This is a genomic window from Pectobacterium sp. A5351, from assembly GCF_028335745.1.
Taxonomy (GTDB): Bacteria; Pseudomonadota; Gammaproteobacteria; order Enterobacterales; family Enterobacteriaceae; genus Pectobacterium.
Map to the genome: position 1 here is coordinate 3782314 of NZ_CP116477.1, position 18566 is coordinate 3800879.

At 52.3% G+C, this 18566-nt stretch carries 14 protein-coding genes; 1 reads left to right on the forward strand and 13 read right to left on the reverse strand.

The annotated features are described in order from the left end of the window. Positions 1–79: 79 nt before the first annotated feature. The 5 genes from miaA to nnr all read right to left on the reverse strand — a co-directional run bounded on the left by miaA (position 80) and on the right by nnr (position 6835). On the reverse strand, positions 80–1021 hold the full coding sequence (gene miaA / locus O1Q74_RS17375; RefSeq protein WP_271874817.1) for a tRNA (adenosine(37)-N6)-dimethylallyltransferase MiaA: 942 nt from the start codon (positions 1019–1021) through the stop codon (positions 80–82). Beyond that, positions 1014–3023: a DNA mismatch repair endonuclease MutL gene (mutL, locus tag O1Q74_RS17380; RefSeq protein ID WP_271874818.1), complete on the reverse strand. Its 2010-nt coding sequence runs from the start codon at positions 3021–3023 to the stop codon at positions 1014–1016. The genes miaA and mutL overlap by 8 nt, the downstream gene beginning before the upstream one ends. 51 nt (positions 3024–3074) lie before the next feature. Continuing rightward, positions 3075–4760: an N-acetylmuramoyl-L-alanine amidase AmiB gene (amiB, locus tag O1Q74_RS17385; protein WP_271874819.1), complete on the reverse strand. Its 1686-nt coding sequence runs from the start codon at positions 4758–4760 to the stop codon at positions 3075–3077. Next, positions 4757–5239: a tRNA (adenosine(37)-N6)-threonylcarbamoyltransferase complex ATPase subunit type 1 TsaE gene (gene tsaE / locus O1Q74_RS17390; protein ID WP_271874820.1), complete on the reverse strand. Its 483-nt coding sequence runs from the start codon at positions 5237–5239 to the stop codon at positions 4757–4759. Before tsaE ends, amiB begins: the two co-directional genes overlap by 4 nt. Before the next feature lie 78 nt (positions 5240–5317). Next, on the reverse strand, positions 5318–6835 hold the full coding sequence (gene nnr, locus O1Q74_RS17395; protein WP_271874821.1) for a bifunctional ADP-dependent NAD(P)H-hydrate dehydratase/NAD(P)H-hydrate epimerase: 1518 nt from the start codon (positions 6833–6835) through the stop codon (positions 5318–5320). Between the two features lie 145 nt (positions 6836–6980). Here nnr and queG point away from each other — a divergent pair, with 145 nt between their 5' ends. Further along, a complete protein-coding gene (gene queG, locus O1Q74_RS17400) occupies positions 6981–8120 on the forward strand; it encodes a tRNA epoxyqueuosine(34) reductase QueG (RefSeq protein ID WP_271874822.1) in 1140 nt (379 codons plus the stop codon). Positions 8121–8667: 547 nt separating this feature from the next. Here the strand turns inward: queG and ahpF are convergent. The 8 genes from ahpF to O1Q74_RS17440 form a co-directional block, all read right to left on the reverse strand. Beyond that, positions 8668–10230 (reverse strand): alkyl hydroperoxide reductase subunit F, encoded by a 1563-nt coding sequence (gene ahpF, locus O1Q74_RS17405; RefSeq protein ID WP_271874823.1) that lies wholly within the window; start codon positions 10228–10230, stop codon positions 8668–8670. 177 nt (positions 10231–10407) lie between these two features. Then, positions 10408–10971, reverse strand: a complete 564-nt coding sequence (ahpC, locus tag O1Q74_RS17410) for an alkyl hydroperoxide reductase subunit C (protein ID WP_271874824.1) — start codon at positions 10969–10971, stop codon at positions 10408–10410. A 110-nt stretch (positions 10972–11081) separates the two neighbouring features. Next, positions 11082–11405 (reverse strand): hypothetical protein, encoded by a 324-nt coding sequence (locus O1Q74_RS17415; protein WP_271874825.1) that lies wholly within the window; start codon positions 11403–11405, stop codon positions 11082–11084. Between the two features lie 305 nt (positions 11406–11710). After that, the gene (locus O1Q74_RS17420; RefSeq protein ID WP_271874826.1) at positions 11711–12979 is read right to left on the reverse strand and encodes an efflux RND transporter periplasmic adaptor subunit; all 1269 of its coding nucleotides are present in this window, start codon (positions 12977–12979) and stop codon (positions 11711–11713) included. Continuing rightward, positions 12972–14438 carry a TolC family protein gene (locus O1Q74_RS17425; protein ID WP_271874827.1) on the reverse strand — a complete coding sequence of 489 codons (1467 nt, stop codon included), beginning with the start codon at positions 14436–14438 and terminating at the stop codon, positions 12972–12974. The genes O1Q74_RS17420 and O1Q74_RS17425 overlap by 8 nt, the downstream gene beginning before the upstream one ends. After that, positions 14431–15669 (reverse strand): ABC transporter permease, encoded by a 1239-nt coding sequence (locus O1Q74_RS17430; protein ID WP_271874828.1) that lies wholly within the window; start codon positions 15667–15669, stop codon positions 14431–14433. Before O1Q74_RS17430 ends, O1Q74_RS17425 begins: the two co-directional genes overlap by 8 nt. Further along, positions 15662–16363: an ABC transporter ATP-binding protein gene (locus O1Q74_RS17435; protein WP_271874829.1), complete on the reverse strand. Its 702-nt coding sequence runs from the start codon at positions 16361–16363 to the stop codon at positions 15662–15664. Before O1Q74_RS17435 ends, O1Q74_RS17430 begins: the two co-directional genes overlap by 8 nt. A 1326-nt stretch (positions 16364–17689) precedes the next feature. Beyond that, positions 17690–17989 (reverse strand): ATP-binding cassette domain-containing protein, encoded by a 300-nt coding sequence (locus O1Q74_RS17440; RefSeq protein WP_334311368.1) that lies wholly within the window; start codon positions 17987–17989, stop codon positions 17690–17692. Positions 17990–18566: the final 577 nt, after the last annotated feature.

Genomic DNA, 18566 nt, shown 5'->3' on the forward strand with positions numbered 1-18566 from the left:
TCTAAAATAACGGTGTAAAAAACTTGCACGCTGAGACTCACCGATTGTACACAATCACTCAACCTATGCACTAACAAACCTATGCCTTAATGACCTGCATAACGTTGTCCAGTGCTTCAGTCGGCTTTTCGCTATCCAGCCGGTAGACATCATCCCAACCGCGTAGCCAGGTCATTTGCCGCTTCGCGAGCTGACGCGTCGCACAAATACCCCGATAAACCATCTCATCGTAATCAATTTCACCGGATAAATATGACCACATCTGGCGATAACCCACGCAACGAATAGAGGGCATATCCGTATGCAGGTCGTGCCGGGCAAACAATGTCCGGGCTTCTGTCTCAAACCCCGCCGCCAACATCTGGTGAAAACGCTGTTCAATTCGCTGATGCAACAATTCACGCGTCGCCGGGGCGATAGCAAACTGATGAACCTGATAGGGCAGCGCGTCGCCAGACGTTTTTGTCAGTTCAGTTAAAGTGTTACCTGAAACGAAAAAAACTTCCAGTGCTCGCGAGAGTCTCTGCGGATCATTTGGATGAATCCGAATTGCTGCTACCGGATCGATCTCACTGAGCTGCCGATGCATCGCTTCCCAGCCGATTTCTTGTGCCTGCTCTTCAATGCGCTGGCGCACTGCGGCATCGGCTGGCGGCAGAGGAGAAAGCCCCTCCAATAGCGCCTTGAAATACAGCATCGTCCCCCCGACTAAAAGGGGAATGCGCCCGGCGGCGGTAATGTCTGCCATCTCACGTAGCGCATCGCGGCGAAAATCGGCCGCAGAATAAGATTCCGCCGGGTCGAGAATGTCGATTAACCGATGCGGTGCCAGTGCCAGCTCTTCCGCACTCGGTTTCGCTGTCCCGATATCCATACCTTTATAGATGAGGGCGGAATCGACGCTAATCAACTCTACTGGCAAATATTCTCGTAACGCCATTGCCAGTGCCGTTTTTCCTGACGCCGTTGGCCCCATGATAAAAATGGCGGGCGGCAACGGCGCGTTTTCTACATCACTCATGCTTTAAAGCCTTGATGGCATCATCAATGTCCATCATATATAAAAGTTCAGACGGCGGCGCTTTCGCCAGTTGCGGACAAAGCCGCTCGACATCCGCCAGTAATTGTATGGCCTGAGAATGGCTCCAGCTTTCCTGCTCGCTCTGCAATCGCGTTGCCATCCACGATGCCAATTCGCCAGGTTCCACCTGCTGTGTCTCAACCGTCTGATAGTCGGCCAGATAGCCTATCAGTTCAGAGATCAAGTTTTGTAAATTTTGTTGGCGCAATGGTAAAGGTACGGCACGCAATGTGGCACGCTGTGACTCAACAAGTACATCAATACCAAAACGCGTCAGCAAGGCGTGATGGGCAGACAAAACGTTCAGTTCAGATTTACTCAGCGTCAGGCGCTGCGGAATCAGCAACGGCTGCGCCCGCAATCCCTCTTCCGACGGCGTCAACTGCACCGCTTTCAGATAACGTTCAGCAACGGAAAGCGACAGCATCGCCAAACCCTTATGGTACTCCAACAGCGCGTAGCACGGTGGATAAACCGTCAACACTCGCCCAAAGCCGTTCGATTGGCTTTCCAGCGGCGATTCGGCCGGCGCACGTTGCTTATTATTGCTGGCTGCCGTGTCCGCGGCGTTTCGGTTTGGCGGTGCGTCATGCGATACCGTGGATGAAACAACCCTATCCGACGACATCACGTGATTCGACGGTACAGAAATACGCTCATCAGACGGCGGCGGTACATTTGCTGCGTTATCCGTCGGTTGCAGCAGCGCCTTATACAGATCGCCCTGCTTTTTCTGGTATGGGTTCTCCGGCTGATAGCCGGAATAGGCAGATTCCCGCGCCTGACCGGCATGACCCGCGCGCGGCGTTTTCCCGCCATACGATGGAGCGTTATCGGTACGTGACGGCTGAGCAAAGTGATTTTCGCCAGCGGCGGTGCGGTTTTCCTGCTGCCATTGCACGGATTTCCCGGTTTCTGGCTCCGTCATACCAAGCCCCGGCGCGGAGGCCTGTTGCAGAACGGACATCACCGCCTGATAGATAAAGTCATGCACCAGGCGAGCCTGATGGAACCGAACCTCATGCTTGGCAGGATGCACATTCACATCAACCTGATGCGGGTCGATCTCCAGATACAGCACATAGGCGGGCTGCTGATCGTCACTAAGCTGATCTTGATAAGCCTGTCGGATGGCGTGATTGATGAGCCGATCGCGCATCATGCGCTGGTTCACGTAGCAATACTGCATATCAGGCAGCTGTTTCGCGCCAACCGGATCGGCCACCCAGCCATGAATGGTGAGATCGCCGTGTTGCCATGACACCGCCAGCGCATGTTGCAGGAAAGTCGCACCGCAGATGCTGCCCAACCGGCGTTCGTACTGGCTTTTATCCGGTGCCGCACGGTACTGCCGCATCAGCTTACCGTTATGATGCAGCGTAATGGCGACATCGAAACGCGCCAGCGCAATGCGGCGCACCACCTCATCAATATGCGTGAATTCGGTTTTTTCGGTACGCATAAATTTACGGCGGGCGGGCGTGTTATAAAACAGATCCAGTACTTCCAGCGTGGTGCCCACAGGGTGGGCCGCGGGTTTGACCGTCACCGCCATGTCACGCCCTTCGGCGTAGGCCTGCCAGGCTTCGGATTGTTCGGCGGTGCGTGATGTCAGGGTTAAGCGGGAGACAGAACTGATACTCGCCAGCGCTTCGCCGCGAAACCCCATACTGACGATCGCTTCCAGATCGTCAAGCGTCGAGATTTTGCTGGTCGCATGGCGCGCCAGCGCCAGAGTTAATTCATCCTTTCCAATGCCCGAGCCGTTGTCACGAATACGGATCAGCTTCGCACCGCCGCGCTCGATGTCGATATCAATCCGGGTCGCCCCTGCATCCAGACTGTTTTCCACCAGCTCCTTCACGACCGAAGCCGGACGTTCAACCACTTCTCCGGCAGCAATCTGGTTAGCCAACTGCGGTGGCAACACCTGAATCGGCATGGCTCATCCCTCTTAATAACGTCAATCTATCGACATTGTCAGCATGAAGTCTCAGGCGGACGGAATAATCAGCGTTTGCCCCAGTTGTACTGTGCCGGAGCGCATATTATTCGCCTGTTGGATATCCTTCATACTAACACCGTAACGGGCAGCAATCGCACTCAGGCTATCACCCTTTACGACCTTATGCTTTACCGGCGCGGCCTTTTTGAGCGCTGGCGTTGGTGCCGTCTGTTTCGCCCCTGTGGTCGGAATATTCAGGCGCTGTCCAACCCAGACGATGTCCTTGTTCAGCTTATTCACATCACGCATGGCCGCGAGGCTGACGCCATAACGCCGGGCAATGGAAGAAAGCGTTTCACCGCGTGCAACGGTATGACGCGTGCTGCCCGCACTCGCTTTTGCTCTGGTTACGCTACCGCCCGACGTTTCCGTATCATCTGCCGCCGACTGTAGTGGGCGGCTTTCCTGCTTTGGGAGAGTGTTTTTGGGAACGGATTGCATCGGATGCGTCTGGAAGTATCCCCTCAATCCCTGATAAATCGCATTAGCGAGTTTTTCCTGATAGTCGTCACTCCCCAAGAGCCGTTCTTCTGAGACATTAGTGATAAACCCGGTTTCCACCAGCAAAGAAGGAATATCTGGCGAGCGTAACACCCCCAGACTGGCGTGCTCAGGGCGCCGTTTATGTAACTCCCCAACACGCTGTAACTCACGCAGCACCTTAGTCGCCACGTCATACCCGACACGCTGGGAGTGACCAAACTGTAGATCCAGCACCGCCTGACTGAGGTAAGGATCCGCGCTGCTGTTCGCCAACAGATCGCCTGCACCGCCCAACAGTTCGGACTGTTTCTCATGCTGCTCCAACCAGTTTGCCATTTCGCTATTCGCACGGCGGTTGGACAGCACCCAAACCGAAGCCCCTTTGGCATTACGGTTCGGCGCGGCGTCCGCATGAATCGACACTAACAGGTTTGCGCCCTGCTTACGCGCCACATCCGAACGCCCCATGACGGAGATAAAGTAGTCGCCGTCGCGCGTCAGCACGCCTTTAAAGGCCGGATCGCTATTCAGTAAGGCTTGTAGCTTACGGGCGATAGAAATAGTGACATTTTTCTCCCGCAATCCGTTCGTGCCAATCGCTCCAGGATCCTGCCCGCCGTGCCCCGCATCAATCGCCACAACAATCCGTTCATTACTCTGTCTGGCTGGTACTCGGGTAGATGATGAACTGCTATTCACGACGACAGTGGGCTTATTGGTAAATGGATTTTTGGCAGGTTCTACCGGCGCGCTATTTTGCTGCCGTGACGCAGGGGGCGTTGAGGCTGGTACCGTTTTCGCTTTATCGCCGGTGATGGTGAAGACAACAACGTAACCCGTCCCTTCTTTTTGCGTCACCGCCCGCGTTTTAGCCGCTTGAGTCAAATCCAGCACCAAACGCAGGCTTTGTGCATCCTGCGCATTGCTGGTGCGCACACGCTTAATCAGATTTTGCCCGCTGAAATCCAGCGGCAGCCCCTGAATAATGCCAGTCTGACGAATATCAATCACCACTCTGGCAGGATTACTCAGCGGGAAAAAAGCATAAATAGGCTGACCGCTAAAGCTCAGACGCACCGTCGCCTGACCTGAAGCATTGTCCACCTTAATGTCCGACAGATTAGCAGCCCACACCGACCCTGCCAGCAACAGCCACACACCGATGAACAGCTTAGCCATACGACTCATCATGATTCTGTTGTTCCTGGCTGGAGAGAAAAACGTTGTAACATCGCGTATCCCGTTGCAGAGACAGCGAACAGTTCAGCCTGTCGGCCCTGATCCTGATAGCGCAAATGCAGTTCGATATCCGCCTCGGGCAGCACACCCGCCCCCTGCTGCGGCCATTCAATCAGGCAAATGGCATCCTGCGTCAGATAATCACGGATCCCCATAAACTCCAACTCTTCCGGGTCAGCCAGTCGATAGAGATCAAAATGGTAGACCGCCAGCGGCGATAGCGCATAAGGCTCGACCAGCGTATAAGTGGGGCTTTTGACATTGCCCTGATGACCGCGAGCCTGTAGGAACCCGCGGCTGAACGTCGTTTTTCCTGCGCCGAGGTCGCCATAAAGGTGGATAACACAAGCGCCGTCACAAGCTTGCGCCAGCGCCGTGCCTAACGAGATCGTTGCTGCCTCATCCGGCAGAAGTAAGACTATTTTTTTCATTCTATTGTTCTAACAACATAAGTCCTAAAAACATCGATTCTAAAAACATCGATTCTAAAAACATCGGCTCTAAAAACATCAGCTCGGATTAACATACCGGAACAGCACAGGCAGTAAATCGGTTGCCAGCATACCCCGGGTGCCGCGTCGCGCCGCCAACCAATCGGCCGCCGCACCGTGTACGACACATCCTGCACAGGCCGCATCATACAGCGAGAGCTTTTGTGCCAGCAAACCGCCGACAATACCTGACAGCACATCACCCATGCCACCTGTCGCCATGCCAGGGTTACCCACATCAGCAATGGCAACCTCGTCTCGCTCGCTGACGATGACCGTTCCCGCGCCTTTTAACACGACAACGCCACCATAGCGTTTTACCAATCTTGTCGCTGCAAGTAAGCGATCACTTTCAATATCAGAGACGCGACAATTCAGTAAACGCGCCGCTTCGCCGGGGTGAGGTGTCAGCACGCGATTCTGCCGCTTATGCGGATTGATTGCCAGCAGGTTAAGCGCATCCGCATCCCATAACATGGGTTTGTTACAATTTTCTGCCAAACGCAGCGCATTTTTACCCCATTCATCCTGTCCTAAACCGGGTCCTATCACGACGACATCCGCCCATTCCAGCCCCTGCCACAGGGTATCTGTCGTCATTTCCTGCACCATCAGCTCAAGTCGGGCCGTCAGAAACGCCGATTGATATTGTTTGTGAGTAAGTACTCGCACCAAGCCTGCGCCACTGCGTAACGCCGCATCGGCAGCCATCAATACCGCGCCACCGAAACCGGCGTTACCGCCCACCACCAGCAGTCTGCCATTATCGCCCTTATGCTGTCCGGCCGGTCGCGGAGACAGCCATTCGGCAAGGTGCGCTGCAGTCAGTCGCCGTATCGGTGCAATTTGGTCATCCAGCCATGTCTGTAAGCCTAGCGAGTGGTAATGTAATTTCCCAACCTGTTCACGCGCACGACCCGTCAGTAACCCCGGTTTAAGCGCGATAAACGTCACCGTCTGCGCGGCACAAATCGCAACGCCCGCACAAGTGCCGGTTTCGGCATGTAAGCCAGAGGGAATATCCAGTGAAACGATGGGAGCGGGATAAGCATTCGCCTGCGTCATTAACGCGGCATAGGGTGCGCGCGGTGCGGCGGAAAGCCCGGTGCCGAGCAGACCATCAACGATGAGATCGATCCCTTCCGGCCACGGTGTATCACCATCCTGCGCACTAACCTCTTGGATACGACCACCCTGCTCCAGCCAGCGCTGGCGGGCAAGACGGGCATCATCGGGCAACGGCTTATCGCTGGCACAGGCAACAACATCCACGTCAATGCCCGCTGCCAGCGCCAAACTGGCGACCACATATCCATCGCCGCCGTTATTGCCGTTTCCAGCCAGAACCCGCCAGCGTCGAGCCGAGGGATAGCATTGACGAGCAACCTGAAATGCGGCATCTCCCGCATGCTGCATAAGCACCCACAGCGAAAGCCCTGCCTCGCGCGCCGCTCTGGCTTCTTCACGGCGAACCCACTCGGCGTAAAACACCGAATCAGGTAACGCATCCTCTCGCTTCCGAATGTGACTCGTCATCATTTACTCTTGGTTTTCATTACAATGACTTAAAATTAGCAAGCAACCTAAATCACCGCCAGCATTCCCGGCTTCTCAGCAAGCATCGGCTACACAGCCAAGATATGGTAACATCACCCCGTCCTGTTTATTTCTGTGGTCCATCATGTCATACCCCTACGATCTCAATGAATTAGCGCAACACATCAAACAATGGGGACAGGAATTGGGCTTCCAGCAGGTCGGCATCTGCGACACCGATTTGTCCGCAGAAGAGCCTCGGCTTCAGGACTGGCTGGATAAGCAATACCACGGAGAAATGGACTGGATGGCACGCCACGGCATGTTGCGGGCGCGTCCACATGAGCTGCTGCCCGGTACACTGCGCGTCATCAGTGTTCGTATGAATTACCTTCCCGCCAAAGCCGCATTCGCCAGCACCTTAAAGAACCCGGAACTCGGCTACGTTAGCCGCTATGCGTTGGGCCGCGATTACCACAAGCTGTTACGCCAGCGGTTGAAAAAACTCGGCGATCGGATTCAGGAATACTGCGTTGAACTGAATTTTCGCCCCTTTGTCGATTCCGCTCCTATCATGGAACGCCCATTGGCCGCGAAAGCCGGGCTTGGTTGGGTTGGTAAACACTCACTAATTCTGAACAGAGAGGCCGGTTCCTGGTTCTTTCTCGGCGAGCTGCTGATCGATTTACCTCTGCCCGTCGATCGGCCGCAGGAAGAACAGTGCGGCCGCTGTGTCGCCTGCATGACTACCTGCCCAACTGGCGCGATTGTCGCACCTTATACCGTCGATGCCCGCCGCTGTATTTCCTATCTGACTATCGAATTGGAAGGCCCGATTCCTGAAGAATTTCGTCCGCTAATGGGAAATCGTATCTATGGCTGCGATGACTGTCAGCTGATTTGCCCGTGGAACCGGTTTTCACAGCTTACCGACGAGGCCGATTTCAGCCCGCGCGCCGCGCTGCATACGCCGGAACTGTTGGCATTATTTGGCTGGAATGAAGAGAAATTTCTGCGGATTACAGAAGGATCGCCGATCCGGCGCATCGGTCATCTCCGCTGGCTACGCAATATTGCCGTCGCGCTGGGTAATGCGCCCTATCAGGATAGTATTGTGCTGGCACTGCAAGCCCGTCTGGGTGAAAGCGAACTGTTGGATGAACATATCCACTGGGCGATTCATCAGCAGATGGAGCGTCGCGCGTCACTGGGAATTGACGTCCAATCCACACAGAAAAAACGGCTTATTCGTGCAGTAGAGAAAGGATTACCGCGTGATGCGTGAGCCGCTCAAACTATTGTCATCAGTTTGTCGCACGCGCTGTGAATAAATAAAAAAACCGTTGCCAATCAACTGTCACAAAAAGTACAAGCGATCGTTATAACGTTTTATAAGTAAAATTTATGAATAAATATCAATAAGATACTCTACAGTATTTTATCAATAACATGGCGTGATTAATAAATCACCAACAAACAGCCTGTGGATAAGTCTGTTAAGAAGAATATGATTTTTTGTATTAACTGATAAAAAATGATGTGGATTTAGGTCACGCGAGCACTCGAAATACGATGCCGTGTAGACAGTAAAAAACGGGCAACAGCACAAAGCGGCGAGCATTATGAATTTCTTATTATCCTTTAGCAAGGGCTGAGATCTACTTTTTACGATCGAAAGGGGCGTTTTATGATCAAAAGGACAATTTTACGATCATAAGCAAAAAGCGCAGCGACGCCTGTTTATGAGGCATCGCCGCGCGGAGCATTAAGATCGTCTTCAAAGAATTGGGACGGTGACAGCGGCATCGCCCTCCCTTTCTCATGAATCGATGTTATGCGCGGGTTCGAATCAGGTAGTCAAAAGCGCTCAAGGATGCTTTTGCGCCTTCACCGGTCGCGATGATGATCTGCTTGTACGGCACCGTCGTACAGTCGCCAGCAGCAAAGACACCTTTTACACTGGTTTCGCACTTGGCATCGATCTCAATTTCACCGATGCGGTTTCTGGCTACCGTACCTTCCAGCCAGTGGGTGTTAGGCAGCAGGCCAATCTGCACGAAGATCCCTTCCAGTGCTAAATCGTGCACCGTATCGGTAAGACGATCTTTGTAGCTCAGCCCCGTCACCTTCTGTCCATCGCCTTTCACTTCTGTGGTTTGCGCATTCAGAATGATGTCAACGTTCGGCAGGCTACGCACTTTATCTTGTAATACAGAATCCGCTTTCAGTTCGGGGGCAAACTCAAGCAGCGTGACATGTTTTACCACGCCAGCCAGATCGATCGCCGCTTCCACGCCGGAGTTCCCGCCGCCAATCACCGCGACACTCTTGCCTTTGAACAGCGGCCCATCACAGTGCGGACAGTATGTGACGCCGCGCGTACGGTACAGATCTTCGCCGGGTACATTCATATTCCGCCAGCGCGCGCCGGTCGCAATGATCACGCTACGCGCTTTCAGCGTCGCACCGGATACGGTAATCACCTGATGCGGTTTACCCGGTTCGCCGCCGGGAATTAAGGCTTCTGCGCTCTGCGCGTCGATCACGTCGACATCATAGTCATCGACATGGCTCTTCAGCGCGGTCGCCAGTTTGGCACCTTCCGTTTTCGGCACGGAAATGTAGTTTTCGATATCGACAGTATCCAGTACCTGGCCGCCAAAGCGTTCGCCGACCAAACCGGTACGGATGCCTTTACGCGCCGAATAGACCGCTGCTGCTGCGCCCGCCGGGCCGCTACCGATAATTAACACATCATAGACGTCGCGCTGGTTCAGTTTCTCAACCTGTTTAGCCCCCGCGCCAGTATCAATTTTAGTCACGATCTCAGCCAGGGTCGTCCGCCCTTGACTGAAATGTTCACCGTTCAGGAAAACGGTAGGGACGCCCATCACATTACGGCTTTGGATCTCATCCTGAAACACACCGCCATCAATCGCGGTATGGGTGATATTCGGGTTCAACACGGCCATTAAATTCAGAGCTTGCACCACATCCGGACAGTTATGGCAGGACAACGAATAATAGGTTTCAAAGTGGAACGAACCGTCAAGATGGCGGATTTGATCGAGTAATTCTTTCGCTTCTTTCGACGGATGACCGCCCACCTGCAATAACGCCAGGATCAGGGAGGTAAATTCGTGCCCCATTGGCGCACCGGCAAAACGCGGGCCACTTTGGGAAGCTGGATTGGTAATCAGGAATGAAGGCTTACGTACTGCCAGAGCATTCTTTTCAACAAAACTTACCCGTTCGGACAGCTCAGCGATCTCAGTCAGCAAGGTTCTGACTTCAGCAGATTTAGCGGAGTCATCCAGAGTCGCAATCAACTCAACAGGTTTGGTTAATTTTTCCAGATAGGCTTTCAACTGGACTTTCATCGTATTGTCGAGCATCGGTCGTCCTTAATTAGGCAAGTGGGTACAAAGACCAAAAGTGGTACAAAGACCAAGTGGTACAAAAACAAAGTCGTAGAGAGAGCTGGCCCAAAAAACCGGGCCAGAAAAATCGGGTGCAACGCACCCGACAAAAACAGCCATGTTTTCTATCGCGATGTTTTCCGAGGTGTTAGCTTAGATTTTGCCAACCAGATCCAGAGACGGAGCCAGCGTAGCTTCGCCTTCTTTCCATTTGGCCGGGCACACTTCGCCTGGGTGAGAAGCCACATACTGAGCCGCTTTCACTTTACGCAGCAGGTCAGAGGCATCGCGGCCAATACCTTCGGCCGTGATTTCTACCGCCTGGATGGTGCCCTGTGGGTCAACGATGAACGTACCGCGATCGGCCAGGCCTTCTGCTTCGCGCATGTTTTCAAAGTTACGCGTCAGTTGGCCCGTTGGGTCACCGATCATGGTGTATTTGATTTTGCCAATCGTTTCAGAGCTGCTATGCCACGCTTTGTGCGTGAAGTGGGTGTCGGTGGAAACAGAGTAGATTTCCACGCCACGCTGTTGGAATTCGTCGTAATAGTCAGCGACATCACCCAGTTCGGTCGGGCAAACAAACGTAAAGTCGGCCGGATAGAAGAAGAACACGCTCCATTTCCCTTCGATGTTCTTCTCCGTCACTTCGATGAATTGACCGTCTTTGAAAGCCATGTTTTTGAATGGTTTAACTTGGGTATTGATTACTGACATCACTTTATCCTCATGTGTTTTCGTATGTGGCTAAAGTACAGAAACGTGATCGTTATCACCAATCCGTTGTCTTTATCGAATCAATAAGTAATACCTAACGTAGGGTGGAATCAGGGATACGTAATCTCCATATTCTGGTCCCCGATCTTGATCGTCTTGAAGCATGGCGTAACCGCTTCAACCTTGCCGTCCTTCACCAGCGTGACCAATTTTTCCGTACCAGTCGCGCCAAACATGCTGGCTGCAATCTGCCACTGCCCTTTTTCATCACGAACGAGGATCTTCCCACCATTCCCCCAGCCTACTCTGGGGAAAACGAGTACTTCGTTATGGCCATCGCCTGTCAAATCAATAGCAAAGAGCAGACAAGCGATTTCTCTGCATTGATTACCCAAATTATCGCCCTGTAACAGGCTTTCGACCCCGTCCTCCAACGGGCTAAACCATTCGACCTGAACAGAGAGCTCTTTCGCGGGGGCCCTAGCCCAGCATTTTGGGCACTGCGATCAATACGTCGCCACCGTCAACGAACGTAGGCCGGCATTGCGAAATAGAAAGCGCCTGGAGCCACAGAGTCGTAGCGCAGAGCAAGCAAGAACATAACCCAGTGGGTGTTCAGGGGAAACCTGATAGCAAGCATGTGCTTGTTTCCTGCCCTCCCAACTTCTGACTTAAAAAATAGAAGCCGACATACTCACCATGACCGTATCTGGCACCAGCCGCACGATGAAGCCGATAATTAAGGAATCTGCACTTCACCCGCCTCCAGCCCGATGATTTCTACGCCCTGTGCCACGGTTTTCCCTAATGTCACGTTGATTTTCTTTGGTGGGGAGTCAGCGGTCGGACGGTAAATCACATAGGCACGGCCATTCTCATCAGTATGTACAGCCTGCGCAGGCACGGCGATACCCTGCTCGTTACGATAGACAATAATAGCCAATCGTGCGCTCATCCCCAGTCGAATATTTTGTCTTAAGCCTACCAACGGCGTATCGAGTGACACGACCACATCATAGTAGGCACCGCTGCCAGACATATCCGCAGCATCAGCCTGCATATCAATCGACGCAATTTTGCCTGTCAACGTTTGTCCGGCAAAGCCATCCCCAGTCACACTAACCGGCATCCCCTCTTGCAACTGATGCAGGTCTGTCTCTTCTACCCGAGTCGTTACCTGAAATCGATCCTGAGCAATGACACCAAACAGTGGTGTCCCCTGACTGACCAGCAAACCAGGTTGAATGACCATGGCCTTGCCGTTATCAGGCGTAGCAGAACGTACCACAAAACCGCTAAACGGTGCCTTGACAGTCTGCCGCTCAGCCTGAGCGGCAAGCGTTTCATAGCGTACCTGTGCATTGGTCAGTTCCATCTCCGCAATCTTGCGTTCCTCACCACTTCCACGCGCCAACACCGTGCGCAGTTCCTCTTTCGCTGCAATCAAATCCTGCTCCTGCGCGCGTATTTGTTGCTTTAGCGTGTCAACTTCCATACGTGCGACAATGCCACGTTCGAACAGGGCCTGTGTATCTCGAAGGTTAGCTTGCGTATTGCTAAACGTTGACTGGGCTGAGCTGACCGCACGCCGCACACGCGATACCTCCGTGCTCTGCTCCCATTGCCTTAGAGATTGAACCTCGCGCTGAGCTTTGAGGAGTTCAGCCTGCGCCTGACGTAACTGGATTTCAATTTGGTCCGGCTCCAATGTCACTAACGTTTGGCCTTGCTCGACCGCTTGTCCTTCGTGAACCAGTACCTCACGGATGATGCCTTCAAAAGGTGCCGCCAGCGTGGTCTGCGTTGCAGCCTTAATGCGTCCAACGAGGCCTAGCTGATTTTCCAACAATTGCGGCTGAACGGATAACCATACTACTCCATGAGGAGCGCTTTCCCGCTCGTTCGTTCGCCCGACCAATAGCCAAATAAGTACGCCAAGCACCACACTCAGCGACAAGACAACAAGATGACGCCAACGCAGACGAGAAAAAAAATGATGCCTAATCATTGAGTGCGATATCCCAGCTTTGTAATGTGGTGCCCAGCGTTTCATCCAGTTCCGCCTGTGCATTGAGATAGCCGATCAGCGCATTGAGACGGGCGTTTTCAGCGTTGCGTAAATCGTTCTCGAAGCTCAGTACCTGAAAGTTACTGGAACGCCCAACCGTGAGCTTCTCTCGTTCAATTTCCAGCTTACGGCGCGACAAATCCCTTGCGCGTTGGGAGATCTCGAACTGTCGCCAGCGCGTGCCGATATCGCGTACCGCATTGGTGACATCGCGCTCAAGTTGCTGCCTAACCTCATCCAACTGAATATGCTGATTACGCACGTTGACCCGTGCTTGCACTTCCGCCTGACGGGTACTCAGATCGCCGATCGGGATCTCTACCCGAACGCCAATGTAATTCTCCCAGGTACGCAAAGTGCTGCTCTGTGCTGCTCGGTCGCGCACCTGACTCGCGCCCCCGATCAGCGAGACATCCCACAGGCGATCGTTACGAGCTAGCACCAAACCAAGCGCCGCCTGCTCATTAGCGATGATCTGTGCGAGATACGCTGGCCGAGAGGCCTCAGCCTGTTTCAACGCGAGCGCAGCGTTGACATCAACGCGCTGCGCCTGCATAGACTCCGTTGCCACAACCAGAGTATTTAAGTCCAAAGCCAGAAGTTGCAGCAACGCAAGGCGTGCAGTATCCAGTTGGTTTCTCGCTTCTTCATGCGCCAGTTCCTGCGTGGCCACTTCAGCCTCAGTTTGCACAATTTCAAATTCGGCGATGCGGCCTGCGGCAATCATTGCACGGTTGACGTCAACCAGTTGGCGCGCACGCGCTAGGGCATCACGAGCGATTTGCAGTTGTTCCTGTGAACGCAACAGTTCCCGATAGGCGGTGATAATCTGCGTAATTGTTTGAGAAACGGTAGATTTTAACGTTAGACGATTTAACTGCTCAGTCAGTTGCGCAATCTGCACAGGCGCGGTGGAGACGTCTTTACCTGCACCGCGCAGCAAGGGTTGAATCACCGTAATGTTGGCACCATCGTTACGCGACAGCCCCCCGCTATCAGCGCGCGTGTGGCGGTAGGTCCAGCCAAGGCTGAAGCGGGTGCCATAAGGCGTAAGCAGAGTTGATGTCGGCGTCAGATTACCCTGCCGATAGCGATCGTTTTGGTTACGGTTGGAAAGATAACTGCCCGTCAGCGACAGTTTGGGGGTGAAACGATCCTCCGCCACATGAAGAGCAAATTTCTGCGCGATACGATCCAGATAGGCGCTACGGATCGCGCGATTGTCGCGCAAACCAAGATAAATGGCATCACTCAGCGTGAGATCGATCGTTTGTGCACTCAACGACGTACTGACTGCCGCCTGCCCTTGCCGCGTCGCCTGAGAAGGATTCAAAGCCGTTTCCGCATATCCTTCATGAGCAGAAAATAAAATAAGTAAACACAGGATAAATTTATGCATCGCGTAGAGCCTGTACCGGTTCAAGCCGCGCAGCGGTCATCGCCGGGTTAAGCCCGAAAAACAGACCAATGGCTAATGAACTGCCGATGCCGAGAGGAAGTGACAATGCCGAAAGCGAAAAGGCTGACCAGCCTGAAAAAAAGACAAACAACCACGCCGCTGCAATACCACACACTGCCCCAATCAGGGCTCCGCAAGCGGATAACACAACAGCCTCCAGCAAAAACAGCCCTGCAATGTCACGCGGCCGCGCGCCCAACGCCATACGAGCACCAATTTCACGACGTCGCTCAGACACATTCATTACCATGACGTTCATCACACCAACCCCACCGACCAGCAGGGAAATCCCCCCCAACCCCGCGAGTAGCCATGAAAACATCCGTGACTGCTGTGCCATTCCCTCCAGTAGCTGCTGTGGGATTTGCACATCGATATTAAGTTTTGGCATGACAGAGGCTAAATAATCCTTTAGCTGCGCGCCCGTTTTGAGCAACGTGTTGCTGTCATGGCTGCGCGCAATCACACTAACGATCTGCGGTGTTGGCATGATACGGCGCATACCTGAGATAGGCATCAGAATGAAGTCATCAATCGAGACAGGTACCAAAGGATTATGCCCCTGTGGTTGCAGGATCCCTACGATCTCAAACAAATATCCCCCCACCTGCACAGCCTCGCCTAAACCCGCCGTGCGGCCCTGCGATGCCCATTGCGACGCAACATTCGCGCCCAACACAATGTAGGTACTTCGTTCATCGAAATCACTCAAGTGGCGGCCTTGCGCGAGCGTCAATCCTAACACCTCCGACAATTCAGCCCTACTTCCCACCACCATGGTACTGAGTGAACGGCCACGCAGTCGCGCTTCAGTGGGGGTGATAATTAAGGCTGTTGCCGCCTTAATGTCGGGCAGAGCTTGCCGCAAAACAGGGATATCCAGATCAGAAGGGGCCGTGTTCATTTTACGGCTCCCCATCCGATTCTGAACCGTAGCAACCATCAGATCGCTGCCCATTTCTCTGAATATCCCCATCGCTTCGGCTTCAGCGTTGTGCCCAACATTAAGTAAAGCGACAACAGCGCCGCACCCCACGGTAATCCCAATCAGTGCCAGAACAGCACGGCGTCCCAGAAGAATAAGGCTATTCAATGCTTCAAGCAGACGCTGTGGCAGTGAAGGGCCATAATGGATAGAACGCTCTGCCATCCGTGAACGAGGCTCAGACATGATTCACCTCATAGATTCGGCCATCCTGCACATGAATGCGCCGCGCCATACGGCAGGCCATGCCTTCGTCATGCGTCACCATCACGAGCGTCGTCCCCTGTTCGCGGTTCAATGCCAGCAATAGTGTGATGATGTCATCAGCCGTTTGGCTGTCGAGATTACCGGTCGGTTCATCCGCCAGCAGAAGTGCAGGTTCACCGACCAGCGCACGCGCAATCGCTACCCGCTGACGTTGACCACCTGAGAGATCAGCGGGCCGATGATGAGTTCGCTCTGCAAGGCCGACGCGCGCCAACTGTATCTGTGCGGCTTGACGGGCGTCCTGACGCGATACGCCACGGTAAGCCAGGGGAAGCGCAACATTATCCAACGCATCCAGACGCGGCAGTAAATTAAAACTCTGGAAGACAAAGCCAATGACTTGATTACGCACGATCGCACGTTCATCAGCACTGGCCTGAGACATATCCTGCCCCGCAAGCAATAGACGCCCGGAGACTGGCTGATCGAGTAAACCAATGATGTTGAGCAAAGTGCTTTTGCCGGAACCCGATGCGCCCACAATCGCACAGCTTTGCCCAGCAGCAATAGACAGTGAAATATTATGCAGCACCGATTGAGAGGAAACTCCGGTACGGTAGGTGTGTGAAATACCTTGTAAACAGATCAGATCCGTTGTTCTTTCATCAGACATCCTTGCCTCTTTGCTGATCCCCGAAAATATTACACGTGTCGAGTTATATTACTGTTAGTGTTTTAGGGAAAGCTGCTTAAAGCACTTTCTACAAGACACTGAACTGTATGGTCGTGCCAAACGAACCACGTGATACTGTAATATCTTTATTTTATCTGCTCGGTGCTTCTGGCCTTATTGTTGGCTCAAGAAGCGCCGGGTAAAGCAAATGCACAAAAATGTTTTGTACTGCAACTTTACCCAGCGTCATCAGAGATCTTCGGCGAAAAGGAACCGTGCCCCAGGCATAGAAGTTTGCCGCCGAAGACGGTGCACTTAAGCGTTAAAGAAAATGGGTGAAATGACTATAGTTATTTTGGAATTAAGCAACCGGCAGCTCAACGGTATTAACCACCCGGAATACGGTAGTCATTACCCGGAGTACGGTCTGGGCTAAACTCCAGCGAATCAGCATCAGCACGCACCCTAAGATTATAATTGGTGTAATTCAACGTCGTTAGCTGGCGAGACCAGGATGCAACACCGCCACAGGTCGCAGTGGGAAATCTAGTAACCAGTAAGGAAAAAGTACGTCTCATCCCTACTATTTCACGTTCTCCATCTCTGACGTCCTTTTGCATCCCTTCATAAAATACGCGCACACATCCTGCCGACACATTTATCACCCGGATATTGTTAATAGCCCACGACACGCTCGGCAATGCGAGCGACGTAGTCAAAAGAACAATTGAAAGCAGTATTTTCCTTGCGTTATCCATTTTACGCTCCATTTAAAGTCCATAATATCCATCATATTTCAAGTAGCCTGTACGTTGGCAATACTCGGCTCATCTCTGAGCCTCGCCCTGAGGGGCCACCGCAAGCGGCGTTCAAATTGACTAAGCCAATTTGTCCTTACTCAACCCAGTCGCTTACTGGTATATGCTCACGGGACTCACGCAGTTGGCCTCCTACCTGCAACTCGAATTAGTGAGGTTTATATAGTGCTGATTTAGCCTTAAGTTGATTTAGCCTTAAAACAACTATTAATGAGAAAAATGCAGAATATATTCAGAACAACCAATTCTATATTCAACAAATTATCTACGTATTACTCCAATAACTCTAAATAATTTCTTAAATATTATAAAACCTGAAAAAACCCAGTCTGCATTAAGCGATCGGCATTAATCGCCAAACCAAAGTTATACGCTAAATAATTCAAGTTTGTATGAAGTCGGCAACAACATACCTCACCAAGACAGATAAATGACTTGGGTGGCTGAGTGCGTCAACGCACAAAAATTTTTAAATACGACAGGATGTCACCAAACAGACTAAGCGATATCAATCATAACAACAGTTCCTGATGAAAAACAACCAACGCGTAAAGAAATAAAGCATACATGTAACAAAAACTATTTCAGAAAGATGCTTGATCCACCCTGAAAATAATAAACGCCCGGAGGCCCATTGATAGAGTAAACCAATGATGTTGAGCAAAATACTTTTGCCGGAACCCGATGCGCCCACGATCGTACAGCGTTGCCAGGCAGTAATAGACTGTAAAATATTATGCAGCGCCGATTGAAAAGAGACACCTGGACAGTAATCATTTGAAATAAATTGCAAACAATTCAGATCCATTATTCTTTCCTCCTTGCCTCTTTGCTGCCCCCCGAAAATATTACACGTGTCGAGTTATATTACTGTTAGTGTTTTAGGGAAAACTGCTTAAAGCACTTTCTACAAGACACTGAACTGTATGGTCGTGCCAAACGAACCACGTGATACTGTAATATCTTTATTTTATCTGCTCGGTGCTTCTGGCCTTATTGTTGGCTCAAGAAGCGCCGGGTAAAGCAAATGCACAAAAATGTTTTGTACTGCAACTTTACCCAGCGTCATCAGAGATCTTCGGCGAAAAGGAACCGTGCCCCAGGCATAGAAGTTTGCCGCCGAAGACGGTGCACTTAAGCGTTAAAGAAAATGGGTGAAATGACTATAGTTATTTTGGAATTAAGCAACCGGCAGCTCAACGGTATTAACCACCCGGAATACGGTAGTCATTACCCGGAGTACGGTCTGGGCTAAACTCCAGCGAATCAGCATCAGCACGCACCCTAAGATTATAATTGGTGTAATTCAACGTCGTTAGCTGGCGAGACCAGGATGCAACACCGCCACAGGTCGCAGTGGGAAATCTAGTAACCAGTAAGGAAAA